General features: G+C 68.0%; 26 protein-coding genes and 4 pseudogenes. 19 read left to right on the top strand and 11 right to left on the bottom strand.

Annotation, left to right across the window (positions count from 1 at the left end):
* The first annotated feature begins 5 nt into the window (after positions 1-5).
* On the top strand, positions 6-305 hold the full coding sequence (locus ACH4S8_RS42070; protein ID WP_398404071.1) for a hypothetical protein: 300 nt from the start codon (positions 6-8) through the stop codon (positions 303-305).
* Between the two features lie 377 nt (positions 306-682).
* On the top strand, positions 683-1,012 hold the full coding sequence (locus ACH4S8_RS42065; protein WP_398404070.1) for an ankyrin repeat domain-containing protein: 330 nt from the start codon (positions 683-685) through the stop codon (positions 1,010-1,012).
* 15 nt (positions 1,013-1,027) lie between these two features.
* Here ACH4S8_RS42065 and ACH4S8_RS42060 read toward each other — a convergent pair.
* The 3 genes and pseudogenes from ACH4S8_RS42060 to ACH4S8_RS42050 all read right to left on the bottom strand — a co-directional run.
* Positions 1,028-1,476, bottom strand: a pseudogene (locus ACH4S8_RS42060) (transposase); the annotation flags it as partial.
* A 159-nt stretch (positions 1,477-1,635) separates the two neighbouring features.
* Positions 1,636-2,754, bottom strand: a complete 1,119-nt coding sequence (locus ACH4S8_RS42055; RefSeq protein WP_398404068.1) for a fatty acid desaturase family protein — start codon at positions 2,752-2,754, stop codon at positions 1,636-1,638.
* Positions 2,755-2,761: 7 nt separating this feature from the next.
* Positions 2,762-3,817, bottom strand: coding sequence for a ferredoxin reductase (locus tag ACH4S8_RS42050; protein ID WP_398404066.1), 1,056 nt, complete (start codon positions 3,815-3,817; stop codon positions 2,762-2,764).
* Between the two features lie 87 nt (positions 3,818-3,904).
* On the opposite strand from ACH4S8_RS42050, the gene ACH4S8_RS42045 reads away from it, so the two are divergent.
* The 3 genes from ACH4S8_RS42045 (at position 3,905) to ACH4S8_RS42035 (ending at position 6,775) form a co-directional block, all read left to right on the top strand.
* A complete protein-coding gene (locus ACH4S8_RS42045) occupies positions 3,905-5,044 on the top strand; it encodes a PucR family transcriptional regulator (protein WP_398404064.1) in 1,140 nt (379 codons plus the stop codon).
* 472 nt (positions 5,045-5,516) lie between these two features.
* Positions 5,517-6,170 (top strand): hypothetical protein, encoded by a 654-nt coding sequence (locus tag ACH4S8_RS42040; protein ID WP_398404062.1) that lies wholly within the window; start codon positions 5,517-5,519, stop codon positions 6,168-6,170.
* Between the two features lie 26 nt (positions 6,171-6,196).
* A complete protein-coding gene (locus ACH4S8_RS42035; RefSeq protein ID WP_398404060.1) occupies positions 6,197-6,775 on the top strand; it encodes a hypothetical protein in 579 nt (192 codons plus the stop codon).
* A 459-nt stretch (positions 6,776-7,234) separates the two neighbouring features.
* On the opposite strand, the pseudogene ACH4S8_RS42030 reads toward ACH4S8_RS42035, so the two are convergent.
* A pseudogene (locus tag ACH4S8_RS42030) lies at positions 7,235-7,463 on the bottom strand (hypothetical protein); the annotation flags it as partial.
* 59 nt (positions 7,464-7,522) lie between these two features.
* On the opposite strand from ACH4S8_RS42030, the gene ACH4S8_RS42025 reads away from it, so the two are divergent.
* Positions 7,523-8,329, top strand: coding sequence for a hypothetical protein (locus ACH4S8_RS42025; protein ID WP_398404058.1), 807 nt, complete (start codon positions 7,523-7,525; stop codon positions 8,327-8,329).
* Positions 8,330-8,713: 384 nt separating this feature from the next.
* Here ACH4S8_RS42025 and ACH4S8_RS42020 read toward each other — a convergent pair whose 3' ends face one another.
* Positions 8,714-9,112 (bottom strand): VOC family protein, encoded by a 399-nt coding sequence (locus ACH4S8_RS42020; RefSeq protein ID WP_398404056.1) that lies wholly within the window; start codon positions 9,110-9,112, stop codon positions 8,714-8,716.
* Positions 9,113-9,205: 93 nt separating this feature from the next.
* On the opposite strand from ACH4S8_RS42020, the gene ACH4S8_RS42015 reads away from it, so the two are divergent.
* On the top strand, positions 9,206-10,216 hold the full coding sequence (locus ACH4S8_RS42015) for a helix-turn-helix transcriptional regulator (RefSeq protein WP_398404054.1): 1,011 nt from the start codon (positions 9,206-9,208) through the stop codon (positions 10,214-10,216).
* A 425-nt stretch (positions 10,217-10,641) separates the two neighbouring features.
* On the opposite strand, the gene ACH4S8_RS42010 is transcribed toward ACH4S8_RS42015, so the two are convergent.
* A protein-coding gene (locus ACH4S8_RS42010; protein ID WP_398404052.1) for an IS5 family transposase occupies positions 10,642-11,572 on the bottom strand; the annotation gives its coding sequence in 2 pieces (ribosomal slippage) (positions 10,642-11,119 and positions 11,118-11,572; 933 coding nt in all).
* 605 nt (positions 11,573-12,177) lie between these two features.
* On the opposite strand from ACH4S8_RS42010, the gene ACH4S8_RS42005 reads away from it, so the two are divergent.
* The 4 genes and pseudogenes from ACH4S8_RS42005 to ACH4S8_RS41990 all read left to right on the top strand — a co-directional run bounded on the left by ACH4S8_RS42005 (position 12,178) and on the right by ACH4S8_RS41990 (position 14,011).
* Positions 12,178-12,678, top strand: a complete 501-nt coding sequence (locus ACH4S8_RS42005) for a hypothetical protein (protein WP_398404050.1) — start codon at positions 12,178-12,180, stop codon at positions 12,676-12,678.
* Between the two features lie 100 nt (positions 12,679-12,778).
* Positions 12,779-12,937, top strand: a pseudogene (locus ACH4S8_RS42000) (hypothetical protein); the annotation flags it as partial.
* 1 nt (position 12,938) lies between these two features.
* Entirely contained in the window at positions 12,939-13,709 is a 771-nt protein-coding gene (locus tag ACH4S8_RS41995; protein WP_398404048.1) for an IS256 family transposase, read from the top strand.
* A complete protein-coding gene (locus ACH4S8_RS41990) occupies positions 13,706-14,011 on the top strand; it encodes a hypothetical protein (protein WP_398404047.1) in 306 nt (101 codons plus the stop codon). The genes ACH4S8_RS41995 and ACH4S8_RS41990 overlap by 4 nt, the downstream gene beginning before the upstream one ends.
* 209 nt (positions 14,012-14,220) lie before the next feature.
* Here the strand turns inward: ACH4S8_RS41990 and ACH4S8_RS41985 are convergent, their stop codons facing one another.
* The 3 genes from ACH4S8_RS41985 to ACH4S8_RS41975 form a co-directional block, all read right to left on the bottom strand.
* Positions 14,221-15,246: a hypothetical protein gene (locus tag ACH4S8_RS41985; RefSeq protein ID WP_398404046.1), complete on the bottom strand. Its 1,026-nt coding sequence runs from the start codon at positions 15,244-15,246 to the stop codon at positions 14,221-14,223.
* Positions 15,247-15,332: 86 nt separating this feature from the next.
* Entirely contained in the window at positions 15,333-15,545 is a 213-nt protein-coding gene (locus tag ACH4S8_RS41980) for a hypothetical protein (RefSeq protein WP_398404044.1), read from the bottom strand.
* A 101-nt stretch (positions 15,546-15,646) separates the two neighbouring features.
* Positions 15,647-15,808, bottom strand: coding sequence for a hypothetical protein (locus tag ACH4S8_RS41975; protein WP_398404042.1), 162 nt, complete (start codon positions 15,806-15,808; stop codon positions 15,647-15,649).
* Positions 15,809-16,250: 442 nt separating this feature from the next.
* Between ACH4S8_RS41975 and ACH4S8_RS41970 the strand changes: the two genes are divergently transcribed.
* Positions 16,251-16,634, top strand: coding sequence for a helix-turn-helix domain-containing protein (locus tag ACH4S8_RS41970; protein ID WP_398404083.1), 384 nt, complete (start codon positions 16,251-16,253; stop codon positions 16,632-16,634).
* On the opposite strand, the gene ACH4S8_RS41965 is transcribed toward ACH4S8_RS41970, so the two are convergent.
* Entirely contained in the window at positions 16,571-19,162 is a 2,592-nt protein-coding gene (locus tag ACH4S8_RS41965) for a helix-turn-helix domain-containing protein (protein WP_398404040.1), read from the bottom strand. The two genes, ACH4S8_RS41970 and ACH4S8_RS41965, sit on opposite strands and share 64 nt — an antisense overlap.
* The gene (locus tag ACH4S8_RS41960; protein ID WP_398404038.1) at positions 19,162-19,389 is read right to left on the bottom strand and encodes a hypothetical protein; all 228 of its coding nucleotides are present in this window, start codon (positions 19,387-19,389) and stop codon (positions 19,162-19,164) included. The genes ACH4S8_RS41965 and ACH4S8_RS41960 overlap by 1 nt, the downstream gene beginning before the upstream one ends.
* Positions 19,390-19,983: 594 nt before the next feature.
* Here ACH4S8_RS41960 and ACH4S8_RS41955 point away from each other — a divergent pair.
* The 7 genes and pseudogenes from ACH4S8_RS41955 to ACH4S8_RS41925 all read left to right on the top strand — a co-directional run.
* Positions 19,984-20,127, top strand: a pseudogene (locus ACH4S8_RS41955) (transposase); the annotation flags it as partial.
* A gap of 215 nt (positions 20,128-20,342) precedes the next feature.
* Positions 20,343-20,522: a hypothetical protein gene (locus ACH4S8_RS41950; protein ID WP_398404036.1), complete on the top strand. Its 180-nt coding sequence runs from the start codon at positions 20,343-20,345 to the stop codon at positions 20,520-20,522.
* Positions 20,523-20,594: 72 nt separating this feature from the next.
* Positions 20,595-21,116, top strand: coding sequence for a MauE/DoxX family redox-associated membrane protein (locus ACH4S8_RS41945; protein WP_398404034.1), 522 nt, complete (start codon positions 20,595-20,597; stop codon positions 21,114-21,116).
* Positions 21,117-21,129: 13 nt separating this feature from the next.
* A complete protein-coding gene (locus ACH4S8_RS41940) occupies positions 21,130-21,705 on the top strand; it encodes a TlpA disulfide reductase family protein (RefSeq protein WP_398404032.1) in 576 nt (191 codons plus the stop codon).
* 17 nt (positions 21,706-21,722) lie between these two features.
* Positions 21,723-23,612, top strand: coding sequence for an ABC transporter ATP-binding protein (locus tag ACH4S8_RS41935; RefSeq protein WP_398404030.1), 1,890 nt, complete (start codon positions 21,723-21,725; stop codon positions 23,610-23,612).
* Positions 23,609-24,067, top strand: coding sequence for a S26 family signal peptidase (locus tag ACH4S8_RS41930; RefSeq protein WP_398404028.1), 459 nt, complete (start codon positions 23,609-23,611; stop codon positions 24,065-24,067). The genes ACH4S8_RS41935 and ACH4S8_RS41930 overlap by 4 nt, the downstream gene beginning before the upstream one ends.
* A 76-nt stretch (positions 24,068-24,143) precedes the next feature.
* Positions 24,144-24,284, top strand: coding sequence for a hypothetical protein (locus ACH4S8_RS41925; RefSeq protein WP_398404026.1), 141 nt, complete (start codon positions 24,144-24,146; stop codon positions 24,282-24,284).
* Positions 24,285-24,406 lie beyond the last annotated feature (122 nt).

Here is a 24,406-nt window from a genome sequence, read left to right as displayed (position 1 = left end):
AATGGGTGAAGTGCGCCTCCACGCAGAAGAATGGTGGCATCGCCCTCCGGGCCTGCTTCTCGCCCGCCGGGGACTGGTTCTCCGTCGCCGACGAGTCACTGGATGGCTCGTCCGCTGTCGTGGACTGGGAGGTGGGGAACCGCCTGGGCAGCATTTTCAATGCTGACGGCTTTTCAACCGAGCGCTACAAGAACAAGAACTTCCCCGAGGAATCCACCATCCGCTTCCGCGTCTGCAAAGGCCACTGGGACACCAAGTTGATCACTGCGGGCACATGCTCCGGCTGGTTGAGCAACCTGACCTGACGAGAGCCTCGATGAGCCGAACGTGATGCAGGCCTGACCAGCCCGCCAGTTCGAGAAGCCGCCCGCGTCCAGGGTCCTATGGCACGGCGGCGACGGGTGTGGGGGCGCGGTGGCAGCGGCTGATTGCGGGGCCGGCCGTGCTGCGGGCGGCGCGGCGGTCAGGTTGCCGACGTGGGTGACGGTAGTGCACCCGGACGGTTCTGGTCAGGCCTGGGGTGCCGTCGGGTCGGTCGCCGGGGCGCCGCTTTACCGGTTGCGCACACCAGGCGCCTCGGCTCCACCCACCTCCGGCTCCCCGTCTGCGCCGGTGGAACAAGTGACGGGCGCCCTGGGGGTGCCCCTGTCCCCGTCGTCAAGCGGTCGTGAAGATGACGGGTATGACAGATGAGCATCAGGGCTCGGGCCGTGAGAGCCGCCAGGGGTGGACGAAACTGCACTGCGCGGTGGACGAACAGGATGCCGCGGCTGTCGGCTCTCTCCTGGCGGCGGGTGCGGAGGTGGATGCACCCGATGGGCAGGGCAATACGCCTTTGTGGCAGGCCGTGTTCACGTATCGAGGTGATGGCACGGTGTTGTCGATGCTGGTCAAGGCAGGTGCCGATCCGGACAGGGCCAACCTTCACGGTGTGAGCCCGCGACGTCTCGCCGACTGGCGTATCGGTTCAGATGTCGCGGTGCATCTCGGGGAACCTCCCTCCTCGCAGTAGCGCATTTCCCGCAGGTCAGGCCTTGGCCGGGCGGGGGTCGCAGAAGGTGCCGTCGCGAAGCATGGCGAAGAGGACGTCGGCTCGGCGTCCTGCGAGGCAGAGCAGGGCCTGAGTGCGGTGCTTGCCCTGGGCGATCCTCCTGTCGTCGTAGGCCCGCGAAACCGGGTCGCCCGGGGCGGCGAACACAGAGAGGACAAAGGCCCGTTCGAGCTGCTTGCATCCTCTCCAGGAGGGCTGTTCGCCGCGGATCGAGGAGCCCGAGCCCCTGGTCGCCGACGCAAGACCGCGCAGGTGGCCAGGTGGCCGCCGGTCGGGACGGCGCTGCCGTCACCGACCTCGATCGGGATCCTGGCTCCGGTCCTGACGCCGACCACCGGCATCGACACCGGCATCGACATCAGGACCTTCGAAGGAGCGTGCGCCTCCAGCAGTTCCTCGATCCGCCCGGCCGGCAGCTTGCGCCGGGGGTGGTGTCGGGCAGTCGCTTGCCGAAGGCCTTCTTCCCGGCCGGGTGACGGCGACGTGTTGTTCTCTTGCCGACGCCCAGGCCGAGGAAGACATCGATGTTGCCGGTGTCGATCACGTGCCGCCCCCACGACCGAAGATCCGAACCGATGCCGGAATCAGGCCGCGACGAGCTCCTGCTCGCGCTCCGGCGTCTTGACCTTGGGCTTCTTGTTCGGCAGCGAGAGCCGGAAGACCTTGTGCCACGCGGAGAACACCTGCTTGGGCAGCGGTCCGGTGACGTACTCCAGCTCGTACTTCTCGAACAGCGCGCGCACCTTCACCGCGACCTCGGCGTACCGGTTGCTCGGCAGGTCCGGGAACAGGTGGTGCTCGATCTGGTGCGACAGGTTGCCGGTCATGAAGTGCATGGCCCTGCTGCCGCTGATGTTCGCCGAGCCCATCATCTGGCGCAGGTACCACTGGCCGCGCGTCTCGCCCCTGATCGACCGGCGCTCGAAGACCTGCACGCCCTCGGGGAAGTGCCCGCACATGATCACCGAGTGGGACCAGATGTTGCGGACCAGGTTCGCGGTGAACGTGGCGGCGAGCGTGGGGAGGAACGACGGGCCCGACAGCAGCGGGTGGATCACGTAGTCCTTGAGCACCTGCTTGCGAATCTTGCGGCCCACGGCCTTGGCCCGCTCGCGGAACTCCGGGTTCTTGCGGCGGCGCTTGTGCAGGTTCTTGCCGAGCTCCAGGTCGTACGCCGCGATGCCGTACTCGAAGAAGCAGGCGTTGAGGAAGTTCCACAGCGGCTGGCCGAGGTGGAACGGGTGCCACTTCTGGTCCTCGTCGACGCGCATGATGCCGTAGCCGAGGTCGTTGTCCTTGCCGATCACGTTGGTGTACGTGTGGTGCAGCTCGTTGTGCGAGTGCTTCCACTGATCGGACGGCGAGACGTGGTCCCACTCCCAGGTGGTGGAGTGGATCTTCGGGTCCCGCATCCAGTCCCACTGGCCGTGCAGGATGTTGTGGCCGATCTCCATGTTGTCCATGATCTTCGCCACGGACAGACCCGCGGTGCCGAGCAGCCACGCGGGCGGGAAGAGCGAGAACAGCAGCACGCCCCTGCTGGCCAGCTCGAGCTTGCGCTGCGCCGAGATGACCTTGCGGATGTAGGCGGCGTCCTTCTCCCCGCGGCTGGCGATCACCTCGTCGCGGATCGCGTCCAGCTCGCGGCCGAGCTCCTCGATCTGCTCCGCGGACAGGTGGGCGGTGGGGTCGATGGCGGTCAAGGTGCTCCTACCGTTCGATGTCGCAGGGGCCCGCCGCAGCGGACACGCAGGTCTGGATGAGGACGCCCGGCTCGGCCTCGGTGATCTCGCCGGTGCGCAGGTCACGGACGGCGCCCGCCTTGAGCGGCGTGACGCAGCCGAAGCAGATGCCCATGCGACACCCGGAGGGCATGAGCACGCCGGCCTCCTCACCGACGTCCAGCAACGGCGTGGCGCCGTCCGCGTCGACGGTCTTGCCGGTGGCGCTGAACGTGACCTCGCCGCCGTCGCCGGCGACAACGATGCTGGGGCGGAAGCGCTCGGTGTGCAGACGCTCGTGTACGCCGTGCTCGGTCCAGTGCTCTTCGGCGGCGTCGAGCAGGCCCGCGGGCCCGCAGGCCCAGGTCTCGCGCTCGGCCCAGTCGGGTACGAGTTCGTCGAGACGGGCGATGTCGAGCATGCCGTCCGTGTCGGTGTGCACCTCGGTGAGCCGCAGCTTCTTGGCCGCGACCAGGTCGTGCAGTTCGTTGCGGAAGATCACGTCTTGCGGCTGTGGCGCGCAGTGGACCATGACGACGTCGTCGAACTCGGTGTCGCGGAGCATGCCCATCACGGGCGTGATGCCGCTGCCTGCCGTCAGGTAGAGCACCTTGGCGGGCTTGGCCCGCGGCAGCACGAAGTCACCGGTCGCCTGGTCGAGCTGGATCAGCGTGCCCGGTTTCGCCCTGCGGACCAGGTGGTTGCTGACCTTGCCGTCCGGGATCGCCTTCACGGTGATCGTGACGCGGTCGTCCTCGCGGTTCGTCGGCGAGGTGATGGAGTAGGCACGCCACAGGCGCACCCCGTCGACGTCGACCCCGATCCGCACGTACTGACCGGCCGTGTGGCCGCGCCAGCCCCGTCCCGGTCTGATCACGATGGTCGCGGCGTCACCCGTCTCGGGGTGCACGGCCTCGATGCGCCCTCGCAGGTCGGCGCCCGCACGCAGCGGGCTGACCAGGTCGAGGTAGTCCGACGGCAGCAGCGGCGTCGTGACCATCTCCAGCAGTTTCCACGCCCTGCTGCGGAGGGCTGTACTCGTCATGGCCCCAGCTTGCTGCGTCTCAGGGCGTAAAGTCCTGACCGCAGGACGTGAATCTGATCGACGGAATTGTTCGCAGGGAATAAGAACGTGAGCCATGTAACCCGGAGGGCCAGCGAGCTGGCTCTGGATGAGACGACGGTCACCGTACTTCGGGCTGGGCTGAAGGCCACCGCTGACGAGGTCGTCCAGGCGATCATCGACGAGGTCCCTCCCTACGCCAACGCCCTTACGGGCCACATGGGCGCCACCATCCGCCGGGCCGTACGCACCGCCCTGGGGCACTACCTGGACCTCGCGAGCGGGAACGCCACGGGCGGCGACGGCGGTGACGCGGCCTACGAGCTGGGCCGCGGCGAGGTGCGCGACGGCCGCTCGATGGACGCCCTGCTCAGCGCCTACCGCGTCGGTGCCCGCGTGGCCTGGCGATGCCTGGCGGCGGGTGCCGTACCCGCGGGTCTGCCCGCCGCCGAGGTCGCCAAGTTCGCCGAGCTGACCTTCGCCTACATCGACGAGCTCTCCGCCGCGAGCGCCGCGGGCCACGCCGACGAACTGGCCGCCCGGGGCAGGGATCAAGAGCGGCATCTGGAACACCTGGCCCGCGACCTCCTCGCCGGCGCGAGCCCGGACGTACTGCTGGCCTCTGCTCAACGGGCCGGGTGGCAGCCTCCGGTTTCGCTGACCGCGGTCCTGCTGCCCGCCGCCCAGGCCCGGCCCGCCTACCGTGCGTTCGACCCGAACACCCTCGTCCTCGACGATCTGCCGGATGCCACCGGTGTGCTGCTCGTCCCCGATGCCGACCGGTCACATCTCTTGCGGCAGCTGACCGACCGTACCGCCGTGGTCGGTCCGGCCCGGCCATGGACTCGTGCGTCCGCCTCGTACGAACGAGCCGTACGCGCGCGCTCCCTCTCCTCGGATATTCGCGACACCGAGGACCACCTGCCCGAGCTGGTGCTCAGCGCCGACGTGGACGCGTTCGCGGACCTGCGTGCCCGAGCCCTCGCACCGTTGCGGACCTTGCCTGTCGCGACCGCGCGGCGACTGGAGGAGACATTGCGGGAGTGGCTGCTGCACCAGGGCAGGCGGGACGAGGTGGCGGCGGCGTTGTTCGTCCATCCCCAGACAGTCCGCTACCGGATGTCGCAGCTGCGGGAGCTGTTCCCGGATCTCGCATCGCCGCACCGGGTCCTTGAACTGACACTGGCGGTCGGTCTTCGCGCCGGCTGACCCATACTTCGACCGTCCACGACCGCGTCCGCGAACGGTCCAGGAATCGTGCCTCGTTCTCGGTGCCATCAGCTGGCTCATGCGGCCCGAGGAAGAGCGGTATCAGCCAGCTGAGACCAGGGGCTGATGTGAAGACCAGACAAGACCTCGGGAAGCCCGTCGGGGGCGCTGTCTCTGAGAAGCAGGTGGCAGATACGGCTCGACTGGATCCGGTGAACGATGCACATTCCCGTCGGCCGCCCAGGACACCCCCTCGGCGATGACCGGATCAGCCAACGTCTCCACAAGATCGGGATCCGGCCCCGGCAGGACCGCTCTACCGCACTGTTTACCCTCGCCGCCGAACTGCCCGCCGCCATCCTCGCCGGGTACTCGGCGTCCACATCCAAGTCGCCGTCCAATGGCAGAGGGCATCAGCCGGCGACTGGGCCTCTTACGCTGCCGATGTCAGCCGCCGTGTCCCGGAGAACCAATGAAGCTACCCATCACCATCCACCAAGCACGGCTCGGATCCACGGAGTTCAAGGTCATCCGACCAGCCCGGCCCCTGGCCCACGCAGTGCTCATCGACCACGATCGGCACCTGGACACCTACCTCGATCAGGACGCCGCTCAGCGAATCGGCGGGCTATGGAAGCTCGCCGCCTCTTCACCGCGCTCGCTGGTCCACCTGCCGATGCGGGGGAACCGTGGCCCCTCCCACGACCTGCCAGAAGACGGCACACGGCAGCTTGATCTCGTGCTGCTGCACCATTCGCTCCAGTTCGCACCCTCACGTTGGAAGGAAATACGACGACGGCTCGGCCCAGGGCGTCCGCAGACCGTGACGCTGCCTGGCGCAGGACACACCGACGAAGCCGTAACTGACCACGAGGCGCGGCACTACCAGGAGAACCGGGATCTGTTTCATCAGCATCTCCACGCCGAGACCCTGTTCATGACCGGCAGCGCGAAGGTGTTCAGGGACACCGCCCGGCACTTCTTCGACGTCGCCCGAAACGGCCCCGGATACGTCCCCGTCCATCCGAGCTACCCACGCTTCTGCACCGAACTCCACTCCAACGACGGCATTCTCGGTGACGCACGCGAGATCCACATCGAGTACTGCGACCAGTGGGACGCATGACCCGGACCGACAGGACCCCACCGACCATGACGTTCAACGATCACCTCCAGCATCTCGTCGAGAGGGCCCTCGCATCCATCCCGGCCGCCGACGCCGACGGCATCTACGCTGTTTCCTTCCTCATCGACAACGAGGACGACGACCCTCGTCAGCCAACCTTGACGATCGGCTACAACACTGAAGCTCAGGCCCAACGCAGCATTCAGGACGCCTCTGACCAGGCAGAAGCCCGCTGGAACTACGCTTTCTGGATCCAGAACGAGCTGACCGTGGTCGGCGACCTGACCAGCGACCCCGCCGGAGCCACAGCTCGCCAGGAGTGGATCAGCGACCTCGGGCTATGGCACGCCGAGCCGACCGACCTCGCCGACTGGGATTCAGTCATCGGGCCACTCGCCGCGCAGATCGCGGCCCGCTTCAGCCAGACCTGCTGCCGGCTCGCCCGAACCCTCCATACGACCGGTGTCATCGAGAGATCTGTCGGCCGAACCGTGCCAGTGATCGTCCACGAGCTGGAGTACTACGAGGCGATCGCCCGGCAGACCGAAGCCGCCAACCCGCCCGGCCTCGCTGACGAGTTCACCTCATGGGTCCGCAATGGCTGAGGTATTCGGACAGTTCCAATACCCGACTCCACCATTAGCGATCCACCCGGACGAAGCCGTCGAAGCCCACCGCGTCTTCATCGCTCCGGCGGATCACAGCATCCCGTCCCCCGGAGGAATGGGACGCCTTCCTCGGCCACTTCGAACGCCGCAACCTGTTCATCGGCATCTACGCCCGTGCGTTCGACAGCCTGTGCCCTCGAACACGCCCCGTTGACTGAACGAACCCTAGAGATTGCCCAGTTCAATGAGCTGATGAAGTCATCGAACTCTACGGTCACCGGTCGTGATGAACGATGCTCCCGACGAGATTCGGCGGCCCCGGTGGTTCCCCGGCGGGGTCGGCTGATGGAGGCCGGCAACCGATACAAGCCCTACCGGCGGATCGATCCCGACGAAGCGGCTGTCGAGGCAGTCGCCGTCTCCTTCAGAAGTTGCTGGCCGCAGGGAAAGTTCCTGGAGCCGCAAGCGCGAGGCCAGCACCGGTAGCCACCGCCGCTCCTTCCGCTGAAGCTCCGGAGTGGGGCCATGGCTGCATGCGCACAGCCAACTCGTCTCCGAGGTGCCACATTGGGTTGCCCCAGCCGTCCGCCGCCTCCCGGATGGCCGGCCCTGCAAGGTCTGGATGTTGCTCCTGCAGCAGGTCGCGAACCAGGTCTGCGGTGATCTCGATCTCGGCGTCGGGCATGCGAAGTCACAGCACTGAGGCAGCAGGCGGAGCGGCTCTCGCTCTCCGGAACACTCGCTGTGACACCTCAGGCAGCATCACCAATTCGGTTTCAGAGAGCTGCAGATCAGAGGCTTTGGGACGAACCTGCCCCAAAGTTCAGAGAATGCCTCAACGTCAACCTCGCCGGCGCCGAAGCCAAGCTCGCCCAACTCGACGACCGCACCGTCCACCTCGGCATGACCGACCTCAGCCGGATCGCCGGCCGAACGACTACCACGATCCGGACACCGACATCGACCAAGCGGCGGGGTGATCGATCGGAGGCCGACTGGCCTGACCGGTCGCCGTGGGGCGGCATAGGGGAAAGCCAGTGGCAGACAGCGCTGCCACCGGGCGATAGTCGCTTCATGGATCGAGTGGACGAGCTCATGGACAGCCTCACGCCAAGCGCAGAGGAGTGCGACGCAGTGCAGGCTGCCGTCACCGCGGTCGCACCCACTTGGGCAGGCGGACAACGGGTCACCCTCAATGCGCTGCTCGATCGCTGGAGGGACATGACCGACGAGGTGGTGGAGGGTTACTCGTGGTGCGCTCCCGAGCTCAGCAACGACATCTGGTGCCGCGGCGTCCTGGAGACGATCTGGCCGATGCTCCCAGCACGCGTCCAGGAGATCAGACGGCTGGAGCTTGACGGCATCGACGAGCGGTATCGCCGCGCCACGATTCCGTGGCCCGGGCATGCTGAGGACGACGCCGAATGGTGGATCTGGCGGGTTCCCCGGCGTCTGGAGGTTGAGGCGTCCGAGCAACGTGGAGAAGGCTGGCCGCTGGGTTGGGAAATGATGCCGTTCCCCAGGCCGGATTCCGTGGAGGTCATCTCTTGAGATTGATCCAGCCTGTCCAAAACCCCACCAACTCGAGTAGTTCAGAGAAGCCTGCATCTGCTGCTCGATGCTCAGGCCTGGTCCCGCCCAGCGCCCGCGCCTGGCAGAGATCCGTGACGACCTCGCCGCCCGGATCGCCGAAGCCAGGCGATGGGACCGCCCGGCCGCCCGCTCAGAGGGACGCCGTGGACTCGTGCGGGGAGGCCACCAGGTCGGTGACCAGCCGCCGGATCAGCGGGGCGGCGTCCTCCGGTTGTGGGCCGGGGGCATGAGGAGGTGGTGGACCGTGCCGGTCAGGGCGAGCTCGAGCATGGGGCAGTCGGCGGCCGCGTTCACCGGGAGCCCTGGGATCTCAGAGCTCCCGGTGAGCGGCTGCGCCTCGCCTCAGCGTGCGAACTTTTCGATGGCCGTTGGGGTGACGGGAGTGAAGAAGTTGACGAGGTTGCCGTCGGGGTCACGGAACAGCAGCGACCGGTTGCCCCAGGGCATCGTCGTGGGCTCGGTGACGAAGTCGGCGACGAAGCCGGTCAGGTTCTGGTGAACGCGGTCCACGTCGTCGACGAGGAACTCGGTGATCACGCTGTGGTTGTCCGCCGGGCGGGCGGAGCCCGGGGCGAACAGCGGGACGGTGCGGGTGCCGGCGATCGCGAGGGTGGCGCCCGCGGTCTTGAGTTCGGCGAAGTCTTCGGTGGCCCACGTCGCCCGCTCCCCCGTGGCTCGCTCGTAGAACTCGACGAGGCGCGCTACGTCGCTGGTGATGATGCGGATCGAGACGAAGTTCATGGGGATCTCCTTGGCTGTGCTGGAGGCGTGCTCGTCGCAGGCTAGGAGAAATAGGGGACAGAATCGGTCCTGTATTCGCGTTAGGTTGTGGACATGCCTCGACCCACTGCCCGCGTGCTGACACTCCTGGAGCTGCTGCAGTCGGGCGGCACCCGGACGGTGGCCGAACTGGCCGACCGGCTAGGCGTCGAAGGGCGCACCGTGCGGCGGTACGTGGACCAGCTGATCGACCTGGACGTGCCCGTGGAATCGGTGCGCGGCCGCTACGGCGGGTACCGGCTGGCTCCCGGGTACCGCTTGCCTCCGCTCATGCTCAGCGACGACGAGGCGCTGGCCGTGCTGCTCGGCCTGGTCGCGGGCCGCCGAGCCGGGCTGACGACGACGGAGCGCACGGCAAGCGAGACGGCGTCGGCGAAGATCCGGCGGGTGCTGCCCCAGCACATCGCCCGTCGGCTCGACGCACTTCTGGAGGCTCTCGCCTTCACGGACCAATCCGGCGACTTGGACGCCCCGGACGCTGGAGTCCTGCTCACCCTCGCCGATGCGGTGCGCCACCGCCGACCGGTCTCGATCCGCTACGGCGACCGCGACGGGCGGCGCAGCGAACGCACACTGCACGCGTACGGGATCGTCGCCCATTCCGGCCGGTGGTACGTCACGGGCATGGACACCCGGATCGGCGAGGACCGCACCTTCCGCCTCGATCGCATCGCGGACGCGCGAACCCTGCCAGGCTCGTTCGAAGCACCCGTGGGGCCCTGTCCGGCACAACGTGTGCTGTCGGCGTTCGCCACGGCCGGGTACCGGCATGAGGTGACCTTGCGGATCCACGGGACCGTTGAGCAGATCCGCGCCCACCTCCCCGTGAGCGTCGCGAGCTTGGAGGAGTACGCGCCCGCGGCGGGCGAGGACCGCGCGACCGAGCGCTGGATGCGCGTCGAGCTGCGGGCGGAGCGGCTCGATTGGTTGCCTCCGGTACTCGCCTCGCTCGACCGGCCGTTCGTCGTCGAGCGCCCCGATGAACTGCGGAACCTCGTCATCGCGCTCGCCGATCGCCTCGCGTCCTACGCCGCCGAGCCTGACCGCGGGGAACCAATGTCATGAGATGGCACACCCAGGCGTCATCCAGGCGGACTTCCACCACACCCTCGGGCCTGTCCGCTTCGCGGTCAGGCCACCCCCATCGGGATACCGCATGACGCCTGGATAGACCCACCAGCGAGATCGCCGGAGCAATGCTCAAGACCTAATAGCAGTGCACGGTGACGGGTGCCCCCTACTCAATACCTGGAGCCGGACTCCTCTCCACAGGCAGAGGGCCCCGTCACCGTGCATCTGCCGGAGTACGTCGCACATCTCCACGATGACGTCATGATCGTGACCTGAGCCGTCCGTACGGCCACCTCTCCCTCACCACGCGAGCCGCCGAGCTCCTCCCAGAGACCGGGGACCGTGCGGGGAGCCGGGGCTGCGAACTGCTCATCGGATGTCAGGCCATCGAGCCCTCCCATTAGGCGCTGTTTCCCGGATCATGTGCGGAGCCAGATCATGAGGGCTGCGAGGGCGACGGTTCCGAGGTAGATGTAGGCGCGTTTCTCGTAGCGTGTGGCGACGGCGCGGAAGCCTTTGAGTCGGTTGATGGCACGTTCGACGGTGTTGCGCTTCTTGTAGTGCTCGCGGTCGAATCCGGTGGGCCGACCGCCTTGCGATCCTCGGTTCTGCCGGTGTCGTTGCTGGTCGAGACGTTCGGGGATGGTGTGCCGGATTCCGCGTCTTCCCAGGTAGCGTCGGTTGCTGCGGGACGTGTAGGCCTTGTCGGCCAGGACGCGGTCGGGCCGGGTGCGAGGCCGACCGACTCCTGGCCGGGGCACGGAGATCTGCTCCAGCACATGCTCGAGCTGGGGGCCGTCACCGTAGTGTCCGGGTGTCAGGACGAAGGCGAGAGGTCGGCACCGTCCGTCGGCGACGAGATGGATCTTGGTGGTGAAGCCGCCGCGGGAGCGCCCAGGCATTCGCCGATCTGACCACCGCCTCCAGCCGGACGGCCAGTTTCCGCAGGACCGGATCGACCAGGTCCGTCCCCGAGCCGGTCCCCTTTTGAGCAACCGGGGCGGTCGGCGCCTTCCGCGCGCCAGCGGCATGCTGGTGAGCCCGCACCGCGGTCGAGTCCACCGACACGTCCCAGTCGATCCCGCCCACGGCGTCCTCGGTGGCCTGGATGCGAGACAGCAGCATCTTCCACGTTCCATCGGCTGACCAGCGACGATGCCGCTTATAGGCCGTCTCCCACGGCCCGAACCGTTCCGGCAAGTCCCGCCACCGCACTCCCGTCCTCGCCCGGTACAGCACCCCGTTGATCACCCGACGGTGATCGCTCCACCGACCTCCCCGTACACCACCAAGAGGTAAGAGCGACTCCAGCCGAGCCCATTCCGCATTCGTCAGATCCCCACGGCCCATGACGCCAGCCCGACCCCAACACCCCACCCACGTCGGGAGACCCGAGAAGCAGCGCCTAGGAAGAGATCAGCAAGGCCGAAGCCGCGATCGCACGACTGCACTGCCCGCCCGTCCTGCTCGACCGCCTGCCGCGACAACTGGGCTACTCCTTCCAGGACATGACGGCCCTGGAGGAGTACGACCGCCCGACAGCCCGTGACTGCGCCCGCATCCTGACGGGGTGGGCCGACCCGGCCCAGCTCGCGATCGTCCCGTCGTCGGCGCCCGCCCTGCGTTTCGTCCCGCGTCGTTGGTTCCAGTGCTGCGGCCGCCGCAACCCGGACCGTGTTGGGGAGGGCCTGGTAGGTGGCGAGCTGGTAGGCCACGGTTCAGCGGGCCATCTGTTCGGCTTCGCTGACGCCGCTGGGCGTGAGCGGGAAGACGGCGGCCTCGTACACGGTGATGCCCGCGACGACCGCGTCGGCCAGTCCCGCCTCCGTGCCCCTGCGCTGGGACCAGCCGGCACGATCCAGGTCAAGCCTGTTCGATCCCTCGTGCGCAGGGGTATGCCCTGCCTTGCCGACCGCACGTCAGGGCTCCGACCGGATCTGGCTGATGGGGGAATCGTGCGCACTCGCGTGTCCGGACTGGGCCTCGGTCCGATCCGAGGGGACTACGCCCTCATGACCCCGTTCGCGGGCACCCTGCTGCAGATACTCCGGGGATTCCTGCTGATCGCCTGGGTCCTCATGGCCGGTTTCACCGTGTTCACCCCCGACCAGGTCGACGGGAACCTCGCCTGGACGACGGCGGTGGTGATCGCGGTCTACACCGTGACGTTCGGATGGCGTCTGCTGACCGCCCGGCTCGGCATGAACCGGTGCTGCCTCCTGGCGGAGGGGGTGGCCGTGACCAACCGCTTCGGCCGGGTGACCGATTTCGTGGCCTGGAGCGACGTGACCGGTATCCAGCAGACAACGGTCGTGGAACTCTACATGGGAGCGCACCGCATGGAGATCCACCGGAACCAGACCGCCGAACCCCTCACGTTCCTGGCGCCGGGCGTGAAATCGCAACTGGTGGAAGCGCTGCTCACCGAGGGCCGCCGCGCAGGAGCCCTGCAGTGAGTGGCATCGGGGTCCCGGGCGTGGCCACTTGCTATGGCAAGCGCGGATACATCTACCTCGGGGCCGTCGCCCTCGCAGCCCTCATGATCTGGCTCCGCACATGATCCGGGAAACAGCACCTAGGTCGCGGCGCGCCCTGCGCAGGCTCACACCAGGACGAGCACGAAGAGTAGGGAGCCGGAAGTTGACGATCACCTGCGGGGTCGACTGGGCGGAAGAGCACCACGACGTGGCGCTGGTCGACGAGACGGGAAAGCTGGTTGCCGAGAAACGCGTCAAGGACGACGCGGACGGCTTTCGCCAACTGCTTGCCCTGCCCCAAGATCCGCCTCGGCCAGGCCCGTTCCTGCGTCCTGGTCCTCATGGGAGTGCGCACCGACGGCCGCAAGGAGCTCATCGCACTCGCCGAAGGACTGCGCGAGTCCACCAAGTCCTGGGCCGACCTGCTATGTGACTGCCGGCGGCGCGGCACGCGGGCCCCCGAGCTCGTGGTCGGTGACGGCGCGATGGGCCTGTGGCGGGCTCTCACGGAGGTGTTTCCACAGGCCAGGCACCAAAGGTGCTGGGTTCACAAAACCCGGAACGTGGTCAACGCCCTGCCGAAGTCGTCCCAGCCCGGAGCGAAGAAGGCAGTGCAGGAGATCTACAACGCCGAAGACCGCGACCACGCCGAGAAGGCCGTCAAGGACTTCGATCGCGCCTACGGCGCGAAGTGGCCCAAGGCGGTGAAGAAGGTCACCGACGAGACCGATGAACTCCTGGCGTTCTACGACTTCCCCGCCGAACACTGGGTCCACCTCAGAACAACGAACCCGATCGAATCCACCTTCAGCACCGTCAAGTTGAGGACCCGGGTCACCCGCGGAGCTGGCAGCCCCGCAGCGGCCCTGGCCATGGTGTTCAAGCTCGCCGAGTCCGCCCAGGCCCGCTGGCGCGCGATCACCGCACCCCACCTCGTCGGCCTCGTCCGCAACGGCGCCACATTCCACAACGGCTACCTCGTCGAGCGTCCCGAGGTGAGCGCAGCATGACCAGGCACGGGAACCGCCCACTGCTCTTCCTGGACGTCGACGGGCCGCTCCTGCCGTTCGGTGACGACCCGCAGCGCGATCTCGCGGGCACCGCATCCAACTCGCACCTGGCGCGGCTCAATCCGCAGATCGGGCCGCGGCTCGCGGCGCTGCCGTGCGTCCTGGCCTGGGCCACCACCTGGGAGGAAGAGGCCAATATCGAGCTGGCACCGCGACTCGGCCTGCCGCAGTTGCCGGTCGTGAACTGGCCAGAGCCCTCAGCCGCCCACGAACGCGAAGACCAGTGGTTCGGGCTCCATTAGAAGACCCGAACCCTCGTCGCGTGCGCGGCTTTACCGACCGGCGAGCTCACCGGGACGCCCTCAACCTGGGGCGGTGCGTCGCGGTCGTGTCAGGGATGGCCTGCTTCCTTCTCGGATGTCGGGCCGCAGGTAGGCACCCTGAGCCTCGCGGCCACCCGGCGTCACGGCATGCCCGCACCGTGACGCCCCGGCTGCGCACTGCGGACGGGTCACGTCATCAACTCGATGTGCGGATGCTCGGGCTCTGCCGGGCAGACGAACAGGTGCTGCCGGTAGCCGCTGCCTATCTGGACCCCGGTCGCGTTGTAGCCGCGGTGGCCGGGGTACGGTCCAGCACCTGGGTGGGGGTGCGGAGACCAGCTGTCCGCGGCGTCGTCCCCTTTTTCGAACGTGGCGACGGTCATCAGGACCTCCATGCCGGTGCCGCACTCGGAGCAGCGATGCGGACTGGGGTCGGTGGAGTTCCAGGCGGGCCAGCCGCCGACCTTCCAGCCGGGTGCGTTGGACAGCACACAGTCGTAGTACGTGTCCGGGTCCATGTCTTCCTCTGCTGCCTGCGGCACACTCCATTGCCTGAGCTGCTCCCGCAGTTCTTCGCTCAGCTCCAGATGGTCGGGGTACTCGGTGATCTGCTCCGGTTCGAGCACGCACGGTTCCGGTAGATAGCCGTCGAACTGCACTGCGGGCGGCTCGGGAGGCGTGTCGAGGATGTCGGTGACGGCGGCTGCCGAACGCCAGAAGAGCAGGGTCCTGGGCATGATCGGATGATCGAAGGGGCACCACAGAACCTGCAGCAGGTCCTTGCCCTCCGGCGGGCTCAGATCAGGCACATCCCGTACGTACAGCTGCGCGACGGGCAGCATCGCCATGGGGCTGTCGTACGCCTGGACCGCCAGCCTCACCGGATACGTCCGAGGGGGCCGGATCCGCTCGAGAGTCTCCCGTTCCTCCGGAGTCAGGTCCCGGCCGTGCGAGGCGGCGAAGATCCGTCGTTGCAGCCGCAGATCCGCCGGGGACTGAGCTGGGTTGATGCCATCCACCACATGCGGTTCCTCACAGTGCGGCCACGGCTCCTCGGCGGGCCACAGCAGCGGCCCGCCGACCGAGCTGTCGTGCCACGTCGGCGCCCCAGGGCGGGGGTGCAGGCGGGTCGCCGTGCGGGCCAGCGGGGCCAGTTGGGGAAAAACCGCGGCAACGTCGATCGGCCGTGGCGGAGTGACAGGAGTGACATTCATGGCCGCAATCTTGCCAATCGCCTCTGACAACGGCCCTCGTGGCCGCCCCACGAAGAGCTCCGTCACGGGCGCCGGCCGGGAGAGCGCTACCGCCGGTCCGTTGCCGGCAGATGCCCCGCGAGCAGGTCCACGATCGCCGCGTGGATGTCCGTCCACGCGCGCGGTTCGTCGCCACCTACCACCTGGACAGGGACGACCTTGACGCGTCCATTCCGTCCGCGCCGCCGCCGGTCAGGAGATGGTCCATCACGATCTCCATCGGCCGGCAGGCCGTGGCCGAACCCCTTGAAGTTGAGCATCTCGCTGATGGTGAGTACGCAGACGGCCCTGGTGCCGCCCCACGGGGGGGGAAGGCGACATCAGGGCCGATCTTCGGATAACCGTAGCGCCGAAGTGCTGGTCAGGGGCGGTGAAGCGGCAAGCCGGGCTGTTCGCGTGAGGCGGGGACTTCGGGGGCGTACGACACGAGGTCGGGCACCGGCCTGCCGGTGGGCTGGGTGACGACGATGACCCGGCCGTCGTACAGGCGGGCGGCGAGCGCCTCGTACGGACCGTCCGGCACCACCTGCCGGTATGGCACCGTGCCCGGCCGCCGGGTGAGTCCGGCGATCAGCCAGACGAGCCGGGCCTTGGGCGGACGGACACCCGTTCGCCTGGGTCGACGACGAGATCACCGACGCCGACCGAGACTGCGTATCCACCCACCACCCCGCCCAGGCGATCCTCCATCGCGTCGCGTCGTCCCGCGGCCTCACCGACCAGGACTTCGCAGTCCTCGATCAATGGCTCCAGCTGGCTTGAGGTTCTCCGCAATGATCCACAGGATTTGACAGTTACTCAGATCGCCGTCGCTCTGGGCCGAAACCCTCAGTAGTGCCCTGCGCCAGCAGTTGATCGTCAGAAATTGCGTGACTTCTGCTGGTGGTGCGTCAGTTCCCTGTCGGGGCCCGAAGCTGGAACCGTTGCTGCTGTCTGATGACGAGCGGGCGGCGTTGGAGCGGTGGATGCGGCGGGCCGCATCGGCCCAGGCCCTGGCCCTGCGGGCACGGATCGTGTTGGCGTGTGCGGGACCGGAGACGTCGGCGGTCGCCCGGGATCTGCGGGTGAGCGCGGACACGGTCCGCAAGTGGCGGCGACGCTTCCTGGCCGGGCGGCTGGACGGCCTGACCGACGAGCCCCGGCCGGGCCGACCGCCCACCATCAGCGTCGGTCAGGTGGAGGCGGTGGTGGTCACCACGTTGGACAACGACATGTTCCACCCGCCCGCGAATCCTGCGGCGTTCGGCGCTGTGCGGTCACCTCTACATGCCGGCGAAGGTAATGGTCAGGCGGCTGCTTTCGGTGTGGGGAGGAGCCAGCGCGCGAGCAGGCGACGTACCGGGGTCTGAGGGGTGTCTGCTCCGATGGGCAGCGCGTGGGCCAGGACGGGATGGCTGAGGCGGAAGGCACCGCCGACGGGGACAAGGACCCCGACGCATACCGCAGCGATGAGGACCTGAAGGTCGCCGCGGTGACGGTAGTTGACAGCCCGACCTATCAGGACGCGCGGATCTCCTGCCAGCGGGTCCTGGAAGTGGTCGCGGATCGCCTGGTCTTCCCGGTGCAGATGGTCCCAGGTTTCGGTGATCTCCTGCTCGTACTTTTCCTTCTGTGTGATCCAGGCCAGCGGTGAGATGGGATGGGAGCGGTGGAGATAGTGACGGATTCCGACGCTGGGTGCGAGGCCCAGCAGCAGGCCTTCGACGAAAGTGACCATGCCGAGTACGGGCGACAGCGTCAAGGCCCCTGAGAGGAGCCCCGCTGCAGCGGACCAGGGCAGGACAAGCTGCCATGCCCAGCGCGCGTCGTCGGCGAACATCGCGGGAGCGGAGCCGCAGTGGATGTCGTCGACCGGGCGGGTCGTGCCGAACTGAACGATCAGACAGAGCAAGCACATCAGGCTGTTGATCACGACGACGATCTGTCCTGTCGCCCTGCCGAGGAGTTCGGAAGAATGTGGTGCCACCGCCACGGTGATCGAGCTGACGATCATCGTGAGTGCGATCGCTCGCGCCAGTGCCGACAGATAGCGTGGTTCCCGGGAGATGACCGGTGCCGCAGGAGGATCGGTTGGGGATGCTGTGATTCGTTGAGCATGGATGGGCCGGCGGCGGGCGGCTCTCGGTGCCCTTGGCCGAGACAGGCACAGAGCGAGGATCAGGGGCAGGAGAGTGAAGGCGGCGACGGGGCTCTGGAGCAGGATGGCGATGAAGGCCAGGGCCGCCAGCCACCGTGACGGCGGGGCAAGAGTGGAGGGTGCCACGAGGGTGGGGTCACCAGCGCGGCGGGACGCCCGGCTGAGTACCGAGCGCAGGCAGATCAGGCTGATCGGTGCGGAACTGTCCGTGCTCTGCTGCACGCCATAGCGAACGGCAAGGTGGTACTCCGCCAGATGGGCGCGCAGGGCGGTGGCGTCGGGGAACTGATCGGTGTCCAGGAGCATGTCGGGGAAAGCGTGGGCGTGGAGATAGCGGCGGCGCACCGTGGCCGCCATGAAGGGCGTCGCGCAGACTTCCTGAAGGGGTACGGCTCGGGGGTCGCCGCGGTGCAGTGACTCGATGATGTTCCGCCAGGAACGACCCTGGTGGGAGGCTCCTGCGGGGAGAAACCCGGCGAGTTCGGCAGGACCCAGCGGTTGCAGGTGGATAGCGGCAGAGCCACTGAGCACGGTGCTGGTGCGTTCGACCAGTTCGGTGTAGGCGCTCAGCCGACTGGTGAGGACGATCTTCTGGTTCGGGTCGAAGGCGTTGGCCGCCTCGAGGACAGCCACGCGGGCTTCGGGTGTCAGGTGGTGCAGGCCGTCCAGAAGCGGGAGCAGCAGGCGGTGCTCGGTGAGGTGCTGCACCGTCTCACGGCCGAAAGCACGAGTGGCCTGGTGGTCGACCCATTCCTCAAGGGTTCCGCTGGTCCACGTCATCAGGGGAAGCAGCAGCGGGATCGGGGCGAGGTCGTGGTCGGCGCCTTCGATGAGACCCATGCCCAGTCGACGTACCAGATTGCTGGCGCCGGCCCCGGCCGATCCGAGCACGACGAGTCGGCCGGAGGAAATGGTGCGGTAGACATCGGTGATGTCGGCTCCGCGGCCGGCCAACTGCGGCGTCCGGACACCGGGGGCTCCTCCGGCGGATTCCCAGTCGTCGTGGAGATGAGCGGACGCCGCGCGCCAGCTGACATCCACCCAGGGAGCGCTGGTTGTGCCTTCGTGCATCGGATCGTGCGGGGCCAGGCGGCGGCGTGCCGCGGCCCGGACGGCGACGTACCAGTGAGGAATCGCCGTACCCTCGGCAGCCGCGTTGGCACGCTGGTTGGCCTGATCCGCGCGTTTCCAGCGCGGATTCCATGCCTGTTCGATCTCGCTGTCGGGAACGCCGATGACCTGCAAGACGTCCCGCACGCGTTCCCAGGGGGGTAACGCGTTGCCTCGGATGTCTTTGGAGAGAGTGCCTGCAGCGTATCCAGCGCTGCGTGAGATCTGGCGCAGGCTCTTTCCGCTGGTCTTCACCGTGCCGTCCAGAAGGTGGCCGAACTCGGTGACCAGGGGATGCGGCGCGAGGCCGTGACCGCCACCTGGCGCGACATCTGAACCGCTGACGTTCTTGGTGCGCCCCACTGCTCGTTCGGCGCGCTTCCACCGCTCCAGCCATGCGGTCTGGTCCGCCTGCGGGTCGCAGGCACTGGCGTAGGCCCAGGTCACCGGCCAGGACGGCAGTTCGCGGCCGGCCGCTGCGGTCGACAGGACGCTGGGGCTGTAGGTGGCTGCAGCAGCGAGGCCGCGATAGGTCAGACCCGCCGTCCCTCGCACAGACCGAAGTGCCCGTGCGAGGTCGACGAGTGCGGGGATGCCGTCTTGAGGAAGTGAAGCCTCCCCGCGAGGCATTACCGGTTCCTGCTCTGTGCGGGCCGGCGGGGAACGCCGAGGAGCCGGTCGGCGACCTCGGCACTGGCGCCGGCTGCTACGACGGCCACGCCGACGGCGAGCTTCGGATCCTGCCCGTCGGCGGCGAGCAGGACTGCAGTCAGGAGAATCACGATCAGGACGACGACGCGTGCCGGTGCCTCAAGGACACCGATGTCGCCGAGGTGGGGTGGAACGATGACGGTCATGGCAGAGACCCTCCGCGTGGACGAGCCCGGACAGGTGTCGAGTCATCCACCGGCAGTTGGCGCTGCCTCGATCGATGGGTGACGTCACGTCAAGAATGCCCGCCTTGGCTCCTTCTCGGGAGAATCCTCCCAACATCAAATTGACCGCTATGACCGTTTCGCCGTGCCGCCGAACAATGCCCGGCCTCACCGCGATCTCAGAACAACGACCGCACAACGTCCCTACAACGGCTGAAGCCGCAGATGGCAGGCATGGGGGTTCAATTGCGTCCAGCGCGCCGCAGCGGACCGGGAAAACAACCCGCCTCGCCCTCATACTGGGACCGAGGCGAAAGTTCGAACAACCGCCCTTGGCAGCGTCCGCCCTACGAGCCCGGACAGCAGCCACGGACCGCCCCGTTGGCGCGGGGCGGTCCCCCTGTCCTCACGTCGCACCCGCCACTCGCGAGCTTGATCCATGGCCATCGGTGGATCGAAATGAGATCGCCGGCGATGACGGTCTTGGCGCCCTTGGCGCTGCCGAGGACGTCGTAAACGGCGACGGCCCGCGAGTGGATCTTTGCGGTGGCGCCGCCGACGTACCGGATCCTCTGCCGACTCCCGCCCTACGCACCTGAACTCAACCCGGTCGAGGGCATCTGGTCGGTCCTGCGACGCACGACCACGGCCAACCGTGCGTTCGCCGATCCCGAAGACCTGAGCACCGCCGTCCGGCGCGGCTTACGCCGGCTCCAGTAGCGCCACGACGTCCTCGACGGCTGCCTCACCGGCACCGGCCTCCGACGCCGGCACCATCACGACATACGGAGGTGAAGGAACAAGCTGCGTCGCCATGGGCGACAGCGGCGGAAAGACCGCTGAAAGGACCTGGAAAGCACGGCCGTGGAGAGTGGGGGCAGAGGCCGGGCCGACAGGAAGTCCGGCCGGTGAAACCCCGAATGAGGAGAGTGCCGATGTCCAGGATGCTCAGTGGCATGGTGGGCCGCATCGCCGACAAGCTGCTTCCCCAGACGTCCGCAGCCGCGGGCTGCGCGTCCGACTGCTTCTACTCGTGGAAGCTGGCCCCGAAGGGGCAGGTGTACCCGGTTCACTGCTGCTACCTGCCCAACTGCACGCTCAACTGCGTGGCCTGACGCGGCGCCGCCGCCGCGCCACGCGCGCGGCGGCTGTCCCGCACCGCACATACGACCTGACCCGGGATAACCATGCAAGCAGTAGAGGCGTTCGGCCAACTGTGCCTGATCACGGTGTTCGCGTGGTCGGGCGTGCTCAAGGTTCACGGCTTCCGTGCCTTCCGCGGGCACGTGTCGGTCACGGTCCCGCGGCTCGGCCGGCTCGCGTCAGGAGTGCTGGCGGCAGCTGTTCCTCTGACGGAACTGTGTGTGGTGGCGTTCCTCGTGGTGCGCCCGTCGGAACGTGCCGGGCTGGCTGCGGCCCTGCTTCTCCTGGCCGCTTTCACCGTCTATTTGCTGAGCCTTCTGCGCACGCGGCCGGACGCGTCCTGCGGCTGCGCGGGAGCGAGCGATACACAAGTGTCGGGAGCGCACCTGCTGCGCAACGCCCTTCTGCTGGTCCTGACCGCGGGCACCTGGTGGGCAGCGGTCTCCACCAGCGGACCGAGCCCGTCCGACTACGTGCTCGCCGCCGCGCCCGCGGCGGTCACCGGCATCACCCTGCTGTATCTCGCGGAGCTGGTCTCGCTCCTGCGTATGACGCATGTGAAATGAGAATGGAGTGCACATGGGCATCGCACTGTCTGCCCTCGGCCTGCTGCTGGCGTCTGCTGCCTGCGGTCTCTCCGTGGCCTTGGCGCTGCGGGTCAAAAAGCTCCTCGACCCGCTGACCGAAGAGGGATTGCTGAGCGGCCGTCGGGTCGAGGGCCCCGGGACGGGATCGCTGGTACCCCGGCCGGGCGCTCTGGTCGGTATGGACGGGGCGCAGGTGGAATTGCCTGCCGACGGTTCAAAGCCCTGGGTCCTGGCCTTTCAGGCGGTCGGGTGCACCGGCTGCAAGCAACAGCTTCCGGCGTACAAGAAGTTCCTGCGGAACATGGCGCTGGACCGGGACAGGGTGTTCTCCGTCGTCGTCGGCGACAAGGACGGAGTGTCCCTCTACGACGACGAACTCGGCGAGTACGCCCATGTCGTCCACGGGGCGGACAACGCGCTGCGGCTCGTGCAGGAGCTCGGTGTTTCGATGTTCCCGACCTACCTCGTCGTGGACGGGAACGGACGGGTGCTGGCCTCGCCCCAGAGCTCGGCCCGGCTGGCTGAGATCGGTGCCGGGCTTCTCACGCCGGTTCCTGTGGGTGCCTAGTCCCCATGCCTGTACACGTGTCACGGAGTCGACGCGACGCATCGAGTCATGGAACGGTCTTCGCGTCGCCGGGGCGGGGTGCGTCCCGCCTGAGGGGCGCCCTGTCCCTCGCCTACGAGTCCGCCGCCCCGAAGCTGATCGCCTACGCCGTACTGGACCTGGCCGGCGGTGCCGTGCCGGTCGCCGTCGGCTGGCTCACCAAGATGGTCCTCGACCGGCTCAGCGGCCACGCTCCGGCGCACACCTTGATCGCACTGGCCGTCGCACTCGCCGTCGTCGGCGTCGTCCAGGGCGTCGTCCCGCACTTCCTCACCTATCTGCAGGGTGAGGTCGAGCGTGCCACCGGGACACTCGCCCAGGGGCGGCTCTTCTCCGCCGTGACGCGGTTCGTGGGGCTGGGCCCCTTCGAGGACCCGGCCCTTCTCGACAAGCTGCGCATGGCCAAGCAGTCGGGGAGAACGGCGCCGGGCATGGTGGTCAAGGGGTCGCTGGGAGTCGTCCGGGCAGGCATCACCATCTCGGGATTCCTGGCTTCGCTCGTCGCACTCGCCCCGTTGATGGCCGCCTTCGTCCTCGTCTTCGCCCTTCCCGTCCTCGCCGCGGAGATCGTCCTGTCCCGGGGACGCGCGGAGATGCTCTGGCGCATCAGCCCCCGGGAACGCCGTGAGATGTTCTTCGATCAGCTGCTCTCTCATGTCGACGCGGCCAAGGAAGTGCGTCTGTTCGGGACCGGGAGCTTTTTGCTCGGGCGTATGCAGGACGAACGACGGGCAGCGGACGCCGAACGACGCCGCGTCGACCGTCGCGAACTGGCCACCCAGTCGCTCCTGGCCCTGCTCGCCGCGCTCGTCTCCGGAGCCGGCCTGATCTGGGCCGTCCACGCGGCGCGCTCCGGCACGCTGACCCTGGGCGACATCGCCATCTTCATCGTGGCCGTCGCGGGAGTTCAGACCTCGGTCGCCCAGATAGCGGTGAACCTGGCTCAAACACACCAGGCGCTGGTCCTGTTCGGGCACTACCAGGAGGTGAGCGCGGCGGCGCCGGACCTGGAGCGCGCGAAGGAGCCACGCCCGCTGCCGGCTCTGCGCAAGGGGATCGAACTCCGCGACGTCTGGTTCCGCTACGGCAAGGATCAGCCCTGGATCCTCAAGGGCGTCGACCTGGAGATTCCCCACGGCCGGAGCCTCGCCCTGGTCGGGCTCAACGGAGCTGGCAAGTCGACTCTGGTCAAACTGCTCTGCCGGTTCTACGACCCGACCCGTGGCGCGATCCTCTGGGACGGCGTCGACATCCGGGACGTCGACCCGGACGAACTGCGTCTGAGGACCACCGCGGTGTTCCAGGACTTCATGCACTACGACCTCACGGCGCGGGAGAACATCGCCCTCGGCGATCTGACGACTTTGGACGATCCCTCCCGGGTCACCGAAGCGGCCCGGAGAGCGGGAGTGCACCGGACGGTCTCGGGCCTGCCGCAGGGATACGACACCCTGGTCACGCGCACCTTCTTCGGGGGCCTCGAGGAGGACACCGAGACGGCGGGTGTCCTGCTCTCCGGCGGTCAGATGCAACGGCTGGCCCTGGCGCGCGCCCTGGTACGCGAACGGCGCGACTTCCTGATCCTGGACGAGCCCAGCTCCGGCCTCGACGCCGAGGCCGAGTACGAAGTGCACACCCGTATCCGCGAGTTCCAGCAGGGCCGGACCAGCCTGCTCATCTCGCACCGGCTCGGGTCCGTACGGGAGGCGGACCGCATCGTCGTCCTGTCCGGGGGACGGATCGTGGAAGAGGGGAGCCACACCACACTGATGGCGTATGCAGGCACGTACGCACGCCTCTTCACGCTCCAAGCAGCCGGCTACACCGAGGAGTCGGCCCAGCCCTTCGTGGAAGGTGCCGCGCTGTGATCCGGACCGTCCTCCTGGCAGGAGCGATCTGCGCCGGCCTCGCCGCCGTGACGCTCCTGGTCCTGCGCAGGCGGCTCGTGTCGGTCACGGTCGTGGGGCACAGCATGCTTCCCGCCTACCGGCCCGGTGATCGCGTCCTGGTCCGGCGCGCGACGGTACCGGAACGCGGGGGTGTGGTCGTCGTGGAACAGCCGAGCACGGAACGCAGGGCCTGGGACCTGCCCCCGGCCGGACTGGGCAGCACCCGACAGCCTGTCGCCGAGCGCCGGTGGCTCGTCAAACGGGTCGTCGCGACAGCGGGGGACACATGGACGACGCAGGCGGGCGGGACCGAACGTGTGCCCCCGGGCCATCTGCTGCTGCTCGGGGACAACGCGGCTGTCAGTTTCGACTCGCGCCAGATGGGCCCCTTCCCGGTGGACAGGGTTCTCGGCGCGGTATGGCGACGGCTGTGACGTGCGCAAGCGGCACGTCGGCCGTCCATGGACTCCCGCATCCGCGGGAGAGGTACCGAACAAAGGGAGAAGGACCGTGCAGGAGAGCATCCGCGGCACGCAGGACGAGGAACCGGTCGCGTTCGGCGAGGCCGAGGTGACGGGGCAGAGCGAGTACATCGAGATCCGTCTGCTCGACAAGATCGAGACCATCCAGAACAAGCAGATCGATTCGTAGTCCGTCGTAGTCCGGTCGGGGGGGGGGGGGGGGCGGCGCCCCCGCCCCCCCCCCCACAACCGAGGGTGGGGGGTTTCAACCACCGGGGGAGAACCCGCACCCCCCCCCCCCGAGGGTAGCCG

The organism is Streptomyces sp. NPDC021080 (assembly GCF_044333225.1).
Taxonomy (GTDB): domain Bacteria; phylum Actinomycetota; class Actinomycetes; order Streptomycetales; family Streptomycetaceae; genus Streptomyces.
This window is presented reverse-complemented; position numbering and strand designations above follow the sequence as displayed.